This is a genomic window from Pseudomonas capsici (genome assembly GCF_017165765.1).
GTDB lineage: Bacteria > Pseudomonadota > Gammaproteobacteria > Pseudomonadales > Pseudomonadaceae > Aquipseudomonas > Aquipseudomonas capsici.
Genome location: NZ_JAFGZD010000002.1, coordinates 280615 through 291875, shown reverse-complemented (window position 1 = coordinate 291875; position 11261 = coordinate 280615). Strand labels below are relative to the sequence as shown.

Here is an 11261-nt window from a genome sequence, read left to right as displayed (position 1 = left end):
TTGCCTGCGTCAGGCTGAAGCTTCTACGAGGTAGAAGCAGAAGTATTGGCGCAGTGCATCGGCAAGGTCACGATAGCCCTCAGGCACCGTGTTCAATGTAAAACCCGAATTGTAATTTCCAGGTGTTTCATCTTCGTGGCACCACAGACAAGTGGCTTTTACGTCGACTACTTTTTGCCCTTCTGCGTTGGCAGGCATCTTCATGCGCAAATCGAATATGGCACCGACCAGCAGAGGCAAATCACTGATGAGCATCAACCCCTCTTCGGAGACATTGCCCAGCCAACCCATTGATTTGCCCGTGTGGCGATTCGAGACCTGAAGATAATCTTGCAGTTGGTGACGTTCAATCCTTCGATTCCTTAGCATCTCAGCCGCCTTCTGAACTATTGGGCGTGATCCTGCACGCAAACAATTCAAATTCCATGGGGCTACCACCCACTCATGCCACATGGAAAGCCCTTGAAACAGGTTTAGCTCTGTACATTTCATTCCCTTGACACAGAGCCTAGCCGAGATTTTTCTAACATCCACCCGAAAACACTACTTTTCCCCCAATCGGGTGTAATCATTTTGAAGCAGGGAAAGGCTTGGCAGGCTGTCCGGCAAGGTTGTGGCCCAGTTGTGCCAACGTATCGAGACGGGCGCGTGCGCGGTAGGCATATTCACTCGATGGATATCTGGCAATCAGGAACTGATAGGTCTGCACCGCATCGACATACAGCTTCTGGCGCTCCAGGCATTGGCCGCGCAGCATCGACACCTCAGGCCATACGTAAGAGCGTTCGCGGCTCTGGCGCTCGACCTTCGACAGCGACAGCATCACACTGTCGCAATCGCCACGCTCATAAGCGTGATAAGCCTCGTTGAGGTTGGCGTTCATCGCCCAACGGGTACAGCCACTGACAGCAACCAGTAATACAAGAATCGTTAGAATGCGCATGAGAGTCTCCTGTTCTGTGCCTTGATATCGGCCTGCTGCCCCTTTTCTTCAGGGCAGATTCAACACCGATCATCAGCCGATTGCCCTGTCGATTCCCGAAGAGGTAGTGCAAAGGAACAATGACTACAGCCCCGGACAGGAGTAGCCTCTCGCTGCGCTTCAATTAAGGAGTTTGTGCATGACCGTTCGCCGCACCAAAATCGTTGCCACACTTGGCCCTGCCAGTAACTCGCCAGAAGTCATCGAACAACTCATTCTCTCGGGACTGGACGTTGCTCGCCTGAACTTCTCCCACGGCAGCCCGGATGAGCACAAGGCACGCGCCAGGCTGATCCGTGAAATCGCCGCCAGACACGGGCGTTTCGTTGCCCTGCTGGGTGACCTGCAAGGTCCGAAAATCCGCATTGCCAAGTTCGCCAACAAACGAATAGAGCTGAAGGTCGGTGACAAGTTCACCTTCTCGACCTCTCATCCACTGACCGACGGCAATCAGGAAGTCGTGGGCATCGATTACCCCGATCTGGTCAAGGACTGCGGCGTAGGCGACGAACTGCTGCTCGACGACGGTCGCGTGGTCATGCGCGTCGATACACAAACCGCGACCGAGCTGCATTGCACCGTCACCATCGGTGGCCCGCTCTCGGACCACAAAGGCATCAACCGTCGCGGTGGTGGCCTGACGGCACCGGCGCTGACCGAGAAAGACAAGCAGGACATCAAGCTGGCTGCCGAAATGGAGCTGGACTATCTGGCCGTTTCCTTCCCGCGCGATGCTGCGGATATGGAATACGCTCGCAAACTGCGCGACGAAGCCGGTGGTACTGCCTGGCTGGTCGCCAAGATCGAGCGCGCCGAAGCCGTTGCCAACGATGAAGTGCTCGACGAACTGATTCGCGCCAGCGATGCCGTGATGGTTGCCCGTGGCGACCTGGGCGTTGAAATCGGTGATGCAGAGCTGGTTGCCGTCCAGAAACGCATCATCCTGCACGCACGTCGCCACAACAAGGCGGTGATCGTTGCCACGCAAATGATGGAGTCGATGATCTCCAGTCCGATGCCGACCCGTGCCGAAGTGTCCGACGTGGCCAACGCCGTGCTCGACTACACCGACGCCGTGATGCTCTCGGCCGAAAGTGCTGCCGGTTCCTATCCGGTCGAAGCCGTTCAGGCCATGGCCCGTATCTGCCTGGGCGCTGAAAAGCACCCGACCGGCAAGACCTCCAGCCACCGCATCGGTCACTCGTTCACGCGCTGTGACGAAAGCATCGCGCTGGCCGCCATGTACACCGCCAACCACTTCCCGGGCGTCAAGGCGATCATCGCCCTGACCGAAAGTGGCTACACCCCGCTGATCATGTCGCGTATCCGTTCCTCGGTGCCGATCTATGCGTTCTCCCCGCACCGCGAAACCCAGGCGCGCGCCGCCATGTTCCGTGGCGTCTACACCGTGCCTTTCGACCCGGCGAACCTGCCGCCAGGTCAGGTCAGTCAGTCCGCTGTGGACGAACTGCTCAAGCGCGGTCTGATCGAACAAGGCGACTGGGTCATCCTGACCAAGGGCGACAGCTACCACACCATCGGTGGCACCAACGGCATGAAAATCCTGCACGTTGGCGATCCATTGGTCTGATAGACCGCAAGCAGTAGACAAAAGCCCCGGCGCGCAAGCGTCCGGGGCTTTTTCATGGTGCAGCGATCGCGATCGTGCCCATGGCCTGTCATTTCTGACAGTTGCCCCCCTGTTTGCCTCATGGCACCGTAAAGTTCTTCCGGTACTCGGTGACCGGAAATCAATCACATACGGCGTTCAGGATGAACGTTGCAGAGTTGAGGGAATAAGCTCATGACTACAAAAAAATCACCGCTGGCCGCTGGCGACCTTGATCCTGACTTTGCTGAAAACGGCATTCTGCTTACGCATTTCGGGCCGGAAACGCTCAATGCCGCAGTGCTTGGGGTCAACCTTGCTCCTGATGGCAAACTGTTGATATCCGGTTATCGCGGCCAGAATGACTATGCACTGGCCCGCCTGAATCCCGACGGTACACCTGACCAGAGCTTTGGCAATGCCGGAATCGTGCTCGGGCAGTTCAGGGCGGGCCTCGAATCGGCAGCCGCCGCAACCTTTGTCACAGCAGACGATAAATTGCTACTGGTCGGGAAAGTCTATATCGACGCGCTCGTCGATTACCGAGCGGTGACCCGACTTAATAGCGACGGCAGCCTCGATACCCGTTTCGGTGACCAAGGCTCTGTCATCCTGGACCTGCCGCTCGAAAAAAACGCGACTGAATCCACCCGTTTTGCACGCGATCCCGAAACGCTGCAGAACGCGTCCTCAACGGTCAGTGCCCTGCTCCAGTCGGATGGCAAAATCGTCGTCAGCGACACGTTTCGTGATATCGCTGTCACATTCCGTCTGACTCCAGACGGTTCGCTGGATACCTCCTTCAATGGCACGGGCTATGTGACCCTGGGTTTCCCGGACAGCCTGACCAGACTTGAACCTCTGTATGTCGAAAACAGCAAAATCATCATCGCCGGTACTTATCGGTATACCCCGACCGTTGAAGCTCGTCCGCTGGTGGTTCGCTATAACACCGATGGCTCGCTGGACAGTAGTTTTGGAGAAAATGGCATTTTTATCGTTCCGCCCGAAAACACCGATGCCCAGTCAGCTCAATGCCTGGACATATTCAGAGAGTCCAACGGCAATATTCTGGGGGTCGGCAGCACTATCGTAGCCCCCCTCAAGTCGGTGTTGCTGGGCCTGGATAAAGACGGCTCGATGGACCCTGCGTTCAACGGCGGCCAAGCGCTGTTTACCGAAATCGGCGAGCAAGGCAGTCAATGGAACAATGCCGCTCTGGACAGCCGCTCGGGCCTGAATGTCGTGCTCGGCGGTACCTTGGGAAGCGCGTCAGAGGCAATCGTAGGACGCCTTGATAATCGGGGCGTGTGGGACACTCAGTTCGGCGCCTCTCAAGGCTGGGTCAGGATCGCGGCAGGAACTGGACACACCCTTAATTACGATGTTGCTGTCCAGGACGACGGCAACATCCTGGTGGCAGGAGCCCTCATCTCGGACAGCGGGTTGTTCAAAGGCTTTGTCTTCAGAGTATTGGGATAACGCTTTATATACCTGCGCTATCCCTAGCGGTAAACGCATCGGCCAACACCCGGTTACGTGGCACCCCCGCCAGATACAAGGCCTTGGCGAAAGTCTCGACACTGACCGGGCTGCCGCAGACCAGTGCCACGGCCTGACGGCAGATCAAGCGCACTTCACCCAGAGCGCTCTGCAACTCATCAGAAGTCAACAGACGGACCTGTAATTGCGGATGCGCCTTAGCCACACGTCGTAATTCGTCAGTCAGATAATGCTCGCTGCACTCACGGGCCTGATGCAGCAGATAAATGGCACCTTGATGCTCCTGACGCAACGCCTCACGCAACACGCCCCACAACGGACCGAGGCCGGTGCCGGCAGCCAGCAGCAACAGCAGACGATCCTGCCAGTCGGGGTCGTATTGCAAGGCACCGCCACGCAGTTCTCCAAGCCTTATGGCATCGCCCACGTGCAACTGCCGCGCAGCGTCGCAGAAGGCGCCGGGCAAACGGCAGTCGAGATGAAACTCCAGAAAGGCGTCTTCACCGGGCAGGCTGGCCAGGGAGTACGGGCGGGCAATACCGTCGCTCGTCCACAAAACCTGATGCTGCCCGGCGCGATAACGCAACGGGCGATCCGGCTCCAGACGCAGGCGCAGCACTGTCGGGCTCAGCCAGTCGCAACCCGACACCCGGGCGGGCAGACCGTCGCGCACGGGGTCGAATACTTCTACTTTCAGATCTTCGACAACCCGGCACTGGCACGCCAGACGCCAGCCCTGCTGACGCTTGCCGCAGTCCAGCGCATCGGGTTTGTCATCCGCAGGTTCGCCTTCGACACAACGCACCAGACAGGCATGGCAACTGCCCGCCCGACAGCTGTAGGGCACGGCAACGCCCGCCTGATTCAGGGCATCGAGCAGATTACTGGCCTCAGTCACCGGCCAGTGCCGGTCGCCGACATGTATCTCAGGCATCGAAAAGTTCCAGGCCCTGCGCAGAAAATATTCGCGATTGTACAGGTTGGCCGATTGGGCGGGTTATACTGCCGCGCCTTTTTGCGCCCGCTACGGCTAACCTGACAACTCTGGCTCCTGCCGCTGCGCCAGATGTCCGCCGATAGCGTAATTGAATGTTCCCGTCCCAACAGAGGAGCGCGCCGCATGACCGTGATCAAGCAAGACGACCTGATTCAGAGCGTTGCAGACGCCCTGCAATTCATTTCCTATTACCACCCCGTTGATTTCATCCAGGCCATGCATGAGGCCTATCTGCGTGAAGAGTCCCCGGCTGCACGCGACTCCATCGCCCAGATCCTGATCAACTCGCGTATGTGTGCAACCGGTCATCGTCCGATCTGCCAGGACACCGGTATCGTCACCGTGTTCGTGCGTGTCGGCATGGACGTGCGCTGGGATGGCGCCACCATGAGCCTGGACGACATGATCAACGAGGGCGTGCGTCGCGCCTACAACCTGCCCGAAAACGTCCTGCGCGCCTCGATCCTCGCCGACCCGGCAGGCGCTCGCAAGAACACCAAGGACAACACCCCGGCGGTCATCCATTACTCCATCGTGCCGGGTAACACCGTCGAAGTGGATGTCGCGGCCAAAGGCGGCGGCTCGGAAAACAAGTCGAAAATGGCGATGCTCAACCCGTCCGACTCCATCGTCGACTGGGTACTGAAAACCGTTCCGACCATGGGCGCTGGCTGGTGCCCGCCTGGCATGCTCGGTATCGGCATCGGCGGTACCGCCGAGAAAGCTGCGGTCATGGCCAAGGAAGTGTTGATGGAATCCATCGACATTCACGAGCTCAAGGCTCGTGGCCCGCAGAACCGTATCGAAGAAATCCGTCTGGAGCTGTTCGAGAAGGTCAACCAGTTGGGCATCGGTGCTCAGGGCCTGGGCGGTCTGACCACCGTGCTCGACGTCAAGATCATGGACTACCCGACCCACGCCGCTTCGTTGCCGGTGTGCATGATCCCGAACTGCGCCGCGACCCGCCATGCGCATTTCGTTCTGGATGGGTCAGGCCCGGCTTCCCTGGAAGCGCCGCCGCTGGATGCCTACCCGGAAATCGTCTGGGAAGCAGGTCCTTCGGCCCGCCGCGTCAACCTCGACACCCTGACCCCGGAAGAAGTGCAAAGCTGGCAGCCGGGCGAAACCGTCCTGCTCAACGGCAAGATGCTCACCGGTCGCGACGCTGCGCACAAACGCATGGTCGAGATGCTGAACAAGGGCGAAACCCTGCCGGTGGACCTCAAGGGTCGCTTCATCTACTACGTTGGCCCGGTTGATCCGGTACGCGAAGAAGTGGTTGGCCCGGCAGGCCCGACCACTGCCACGCGCATGGACAAGTTCACCCGCCAGATCCTGGAACAGACCGGCCTGCTGGGCATGATCGGCAAATCCGAGCGCGGCCCGACCGCTATCGACGCGATCAAGGACAACAAGGCTGTTTACCTGATGGCCGTCGGTGGCGCTGCCTACCTCGTGGCTCAGGCGATCAAGAAATCCAAGGTCCTGGCGTTTGCCGAACTGGGCATGGAAGCGATCTACGAATTCGAGGTCAAGGACATGCCGGTCACTGTCGCGGTCGACAGCAAAGGCGAATCCGTCCACATCACCGGCCCGCAGATCTGGCAGAAAAAGATCAGCGACAGCCTGGCGGTGGAAGTGCAGTAAGTCGGGCTTGCCCGTTCAAGAAACCCGGTTGAATACCGGGTTTCTTTTTTAGGCTCTGTACGAAATGTTTTCGAGCGAAGGTGAGGCAAGGCAAAAACAGGCGAGGAACGGTCGGAGTCGCGCTCGACTTTACTGGTGTAAATGAGCATTCCGATCGGACTCGCGCACGAGCTTGTTTTTAACGCAGCATCATCGAGCGCAGATACATTTCGTACAGAGCCTAGCAGGTTTATCCCGGATGAAACTGCCCCCACGACTGCAGTCGGGTGGTCATACTTTTTCTGGACAGGAACAGCCCAAGCGCGGCAATTCAGCATTGCGTCGTAGAAGGTTGGCCCTTACAGCCGGGTCGCTCAAACGCTCCACCCTGATATCCTCCTCCCTGCGCACCTCGAAAAGCTTCATCAACTCATCCTTCTTGACCAATCCTCGCAACGCCACATCCTGGGTGCGGGAATAGATATAGTCGTTCTCCCGCCCCTCGCTCAGGCTTTGCGAAGACAGCGCCAGTTGATCAAGGTGTGCGTTGAACTCCTTTCTATCAAGGTTGGTCCGGCTCTCTTTGATGAACGTCGAGTTCAGATAGGCAAAATCCTTGGTACTGTCTTTAGGAAGCACATGAGAAAGCTCATGGCTAACGACCAATGCGGTCCCCATGGCATGTTTATCAAGCAACGAGTCTGAGAGAAATATTCTCTTATGGGGATCTGAAGGCGTCACATACGCATGCCCCATGGAGCCGGACACGACTGCAAACTGGTGATACCTTTCACCTTCGCGGTACTCCTGCACAATGTCATTCAAGGATGTGTAGCTTTCAGCCAGACTCGGCAAATGCTTTAACGACTCGGCTCCCACAGTAATACCGACCCATTGCCTCGTATCGGCTCCCGGGGCCGATGTATTCAGTTCGGCCATGGCACCTTGATAGGAAATCTGCACAAGCTCGAGCACCTGTTCATATTGTTAGATTCTAAAGGGGCGTGAGGAATTTTTCGCATGTAACATATGTAGCCTGTAAGCTGAGAATGTCAGACTGTCAGCATTCTCCGCAGAAATTTCAGCAGCGATGCCGGGGTTTCGGTTGAATTCATTGAGGGCGCTTTGTAAATCCATAATACTCTCAGGGGACGGGTGAAGAGACTTGATTCGATTTATGAATGCATTGCTCAGCTGTTCGAATCTTGAGAAGTAAACAGGGTTCATGCCGCCTCCGGTTATTATTTCTGCAACGGCTTGATGGGCGTTCTGGTTGAGTGTATTTCCTCCGAGAGCCAGGTCTGATGCGCTCAGGTTAAAAAGGTAGTAATAGTCGTTTGTGTGAGGTCCTTTCGTTTTGCTTCCACTGATATCTTTTAAATGAGAGACTTCGTGACCAATCACCAAAGGTAACTCACTGGTGTTCATATTGTTGAGATCTATGGCTATACGGCCGTGAGGGTCATCGTCAGAGACAAACGCTTGAGTCGGCATCATGGCTGATGTGACACCGATAAATTTGTCCTCTCCCAGTTCCCCTTTGTACTCGGAAATCAGGGAGTGGATTTTCTCCCATGACTCTATGATGCGAGGGGTGACTTTTTTATGCTCGTAACCAAAAAAACTGCGCATGACAGGGGTGGTTTGCTCAGGGTTTGATTTAATTATGTGTAATGCGTTTTTATAAACTTCACGAGCTTCTTCTAGTGATTTTATTAAATACTCTCTCTGACTCTCAGGAAACTCACTCAGGCCGCGATAATGAATGGTGTATCCGAACGCTTCCATGATGAGTTCGGTAATGTCGCCTTTTTCTTTATAAATTCTGCCGTCCACATCCGTATGAGTGATGGGGGCATTGACCACAAAACAAAAAAAATTCAACCCGTTTACATTTCCCGCCGGGTCGGGATTTATCCAGTGTTGCAACCACGGCGCGTAATACCTGAAACCGTAGTAATACAACCCGCCTGCATCGCGTTCTTTGCCCGAATAGCGCACGGTTTTGTACTTGGCCTCCACGACACTGCGCGCCGCCCACCATACCGTCCCGCCAAACGGGTAATAACTTTCCTGGCTGATCAGGCTGCCTTGTTGATCCAGCTCCAGCGTACTCGACCCCAGATGATCACTCAGGCTGTAACGGATCTGATCGTTGGCAATGCCGTTCGGCTGGCTGGCCTGCCAGTGCAGCACCCGTGCGTTTCGGGCATTGATGACATGCAGGATTTCGCCATCGGCAGTGGTGCGGATTTCCAGGCCTGGCAGGTAACGGACTTCATTGGTTAACGTGCGGCTGGAGGTTTGGCTGCTGTTGATCTTGCGGCAACGCTGGCCCTGAGCATCGTAGATATAGCGCTCATGATCGCTGGCTTGGGTGGCTCGCGTAACCGTTGTGATCCGTTGCAGTTGGTTGCGTATGTCCCATTCCAGCGTCTGGCCTCGTATCAGGTGCAGCAGGTTGCCGTTGGCATCGAAGCCGTCGCTGAAATCCACATCCACTTCATCTTGGGGCAGGCTGCGGTTGCTGTCCGGCGCGACGCGCAGGGTACGGGTAAAGGACTGCGCGCCGACATGACGCAGCTGTAACAGGTTGCCAGCTGCATCGTAATCGTAGGTTTGGGTGTAGTTGCTGACCTGATTGGGGTCGGGCGGCAAGGCTTGCAAACCGGGCAGTTCAGGGCCGTGGCTGGCACCGGCATTCACCTCGCGGCCTGTGGCTTCGATCAGTTGATACAGGGTGTCGTATCTGTAGACATTGGCTGGCTCGACACGCTGGTTGGCGAAGAAGCGAACCGGCTGTGCGGTGTCTTCTATCTGCACGATATTGCCGACCGGATCGTACATGTAGGTGAGGTGCTGTAACAGCGAGGCACTGCGCTCCATTAACCGACCATCCTGCGGATCGTAAAGGGCGTGACTGACGACGCCATTGCCTGCCGTTTCCTGCTCGGCCTGATCGAAGGCGTTGTAATGAATGTCACTGACCAGCACCTGCGCTTGCTCAGCTCCGGCCAGTGTCAGATCGACGGTTTTCAACTGACCGGCCACGGTCTGCCTGAAGTTCTGTGTATGGCCCATGGCATCGGTTTGTGTGATGGCTTCACCCAGAGCATTGAGCCTCCACTGCGTTTGCAGGGCAGTGTCTTCCAACAGAGCATCACGCTCAGCCTCGGCCAGTGGCCAATCCGGCATTTCCACATCCAGCAGAAAACGCCGAATCTCGCTCAAGGGCGAACCGGGCAAACCGTAATCCAGCCAATAACGAGTACCCGCCGTATCGTCATGACGAACCACCTGATTGCACTGGTTATGCTCAAACGCATCCGCTTCGCCATAGCTCAAGCGCTCGCTAACTCGTCCTTGCTCAGTGATCGTCAGTGGCCGCAGCAAAGCGTCATATTCAACTTGCCGCTGACTGCCTCGCCCGTCCCATCCCTCAACGATCTGGCCTGACTCGCCCAGCAGCCCGAGCCGCCAGCCGGCATCGACACTGTCGCTAAGCAGGCCCTGGCCGCCAAGGCTGTAAATCGTATTGAGGTTGGAATGCGTCAGGCGCGGGTCACGCTGGCTGACCAGACGTCCCGCTACGTCATAGCGTTGATGGGTTACGCGCGCCTCGACAGGCTGATCCACTACGCTGCGATACAACGCAACGCTGCTAATTACCAAACCTCGCGGATCAATGACGCCCAATGCGGGTGTATGAGTGTGCAGCGTCATGTTCATTCGCAAGCGTCCCTGTTTGCACTCTGCAATGAGTCTAGTCCAGGGCTGCATGGCCGGTTTGGGCCATACGTCAAAATCCGGTAGAAGCGGATTTATCCGCGAAGAGGCCGGTACATCCGCAAGATATGTGGCGACAGGAATGCAGACTTCGCGAATAAATTCGCTTACGGGTTACAGGCAGGCGATGGAGCGGTCGACCATGGCCTTGGCCATTTCCGCCAGATGCAGCACCGAGAAGGCCAGATCACGGCCTCGGCCCTGGGCGCTATCGCCGGATTCGTAGGCCGTGGTGATGATGCAACGCAGCAGGTCGGAGGCGTAGTTGAGCGCTTCTTCCTGGTTCACGGCTTCGTTGACGATGAACAGTGCGGTGGGTGGGTCGGGTATGACTTTATCGAGCATTTGCGTAACTCCAGGCTTGTTGAAGGAGCCGCCACATATCGCTACCAACGATTAGGGTGGCGGCCGTACGCAAGTTGGTAGACCGGCAGCCTGGCACACCGGTGCGTCCAAAGACGCCGAGCGCACGGCCACCATAAACGCAAGCCGTAAAAACGCGCCCCGTAGAAGGTGGCGCATTGCGCCGGGCTGCTCAGGTCTACCAAACCTGATCGCTGATTTTGCAGCGACCGGTGCAGCCTAGAGAGCCCAATGACGTGGCGCAAGGGCTCGGGATTTTCTCGGAAATTTCCCTCAAGGGAAAGAGAGGCATCCCGCCATTTCGAGCCAATAACCGAAAGATCGAAGAGCGCTTGAAGGTCCTGTCGCCATAAAAACGCTTTCATTTATCGCTAATCGAACCGTTTACGCCCCCT

The 11261-nt window shown here is 56.8% G+C and carries 9 protein-coding genes; 3 read left to right on the top strand and 6 right to left on the bottom strand.

Annotated elements, in window-relative coordinates; all coding sequences use genetic code 11:
• Nucleotides 1-9: 9 nt before the first annotated feature.
• Together JSY17_RS03995 and JSY17_RS03990 are read right to left on the bottom strand one after the other, a co-directional pair.
• Nucleotides 10-369 carry a PilZ domain-containing protein gene (locus JSY17_RS03995; protein ID WP_117183940.1) on the bottom strand — a complete coding sequence of 120 codons (360 nt, stop codon included), beginning with the start codon at nt 367-369 and terminating at the stop codon, nt 10-12.
• A gap of 199 nt (nt 370-568) precedes the next feature.
• Nucleotides 569-943: a tetratricopeptide repeat protein gene (locus tag JSY17_RS03990; protein WP_117165902.1), complete on the bottom strand. Its 375-nt coding sequence runs from the start codon at nt 941-943 to the stop codon at nt 569-571.
• Between the two features lie 178 nt (nt 944-1121).
• Between JSY17_RS03990 and pyk the strand changes: the two genes are divergently transcribed.
• On the top strand, nt 1122-2573 hold the full coding sequence (pyk, locus tag JSY17_RS03985) for a pyruvate kinase (protein WP_117183942.1): 1452 nt from the start codon (nt 1122-1124) through the stop codon (nt 2571-2573).
• Between the two features lie 213 nt (nt 2574-2786).
• Entirely contained in the window at nt 2787-4073 is a 1287-nt protein-coding gene (locus JSY17_RS03980) for a hypothetical protein (protein ID WP_200998950.1), read from the top strand.
• Between the two features lie 4 nt (nt 4074-4077).
• Here the strand turns inward: JSY17_RS03980 and JSY17_RS03975 are convergent, their stop codons facing one another.
• Nucleotides 4078-5028 carry an iron-sulfur-binding ferredoxin reductase gene (locus JSY17_RS03975; RefSeq protein ID WP_206400631.1) on the bottom strand — a complete coding sequence of 317 codons (951 nt, stop codon included), beginning with the start codon at nt 5026-5028 and terminating at the stop codon, nt 4078-4080.
• Nucleotides 5029-5214: 186 nt separating this feature from the next.
• Here JSY17_RS03975 and JSY17_RS03970 point away from each other — a divergent pair, with 186 nt between their 5' ends.
• On the top strand, nt 5215-6738 hold the full coding sequence (locus JSY17_RS03970) for a fumarate hydratase (protein ID WP_117183947.1): 1524 nt from the start codon (nt 5215-5217) through the stop codon (nt 6736-6738).
• A 270-nt stretch (nt 6739-7008) separates the two neighbouring features.
• Here the strand turns inward: JSY17_RS03970 and JSY17_RS03965 are convergent, their stop codons facing one another.
• The 3 genes from JSY17_RS03965 to JSY17_RS03955 all read right to left on the bottom strand — a co-directional run bounded on the left by JSY17_RS03965 (nt 7009) and on the right by JSY17_RS03955 (nt 10848).
• A complete protein-coding gene (locus JSY17_RS03965; protein ID WP_206400630.1) occupies nt 7009-7680 on the bottom strand; it encodes a M48 family metalloprotease in 672 nt (223 codons plus the stop codon).
• 24 nt (nt 7681-7704) lie between these two features.
• Nucleotides 7705-10446, bottom strand: coding sequence for an RHS repeat domain-containing protein (locus JSY17_RS03960; protein ID WP_206400628.1), 2742 nt, complete (start codon nt 10444-10446; stop codon nt 7705-7707).
• Nucleotides 10447-10617: 171 nt separating this feature from the next.
• Entirely contained in the window at nt 10618-10848 is a 231-nt protein-coding gene (locus tag JSY17_RS03955; protein WP_117165897.1) for a DUF6124 family protein, read from the bottom strand.
• Nucleotides 10849-11261 lie beyond the last annotated feature (413 nt).